Source organism: Pseudomonas sp. AC463 (assembly GCF_979253585.1).
The window spans coordinates 1-250 of the sequence record NZ_CEEDDZ010000953.1 but is presented as its reverse complement, the minus strand read 5'-3'; the positions used below and the strand labels follow the sequence as shown (position 1 = coordinate 250).

1 pseudogene is annotated in these 250 nt (G+C 64.8%); it reads right to left on the bottom strand.

The window, feature by feature from the left end:
* Window positions 1–250: pseudogene (glmU, locus tag AC0IYH_RS33060) on the bottom strand (bifunctional UDP-N-acetylglucosamine diphosphorylase/glucosamine-1-phosphate N-acetyltransferase GlmU); the annotation flags it as partial.

Here is a 250-nt window from a genome sequence, read left to right as displayed (position 1 = left end):
CTCCCTCGGTGATCGCCAGCATGACGATGTCGGGCAAATAGTATTCGCCCGCCGCATTGTCGTTGCCAACCGCCTCCAGCAAGCGCCAGAGATCGGCGGTGCGGACGGCGGTGACGCCCGAATTGCACAGGTCGACCGCACGTTCCTGCTCGGACGCATCCTTGTATTCGACCATCTTGCGGATCGTGCCGTCAGCGTCGGCGATCACCCGTCCGTACGCGGCGGCATCAGCCGGCCGGAAACCCAGCAC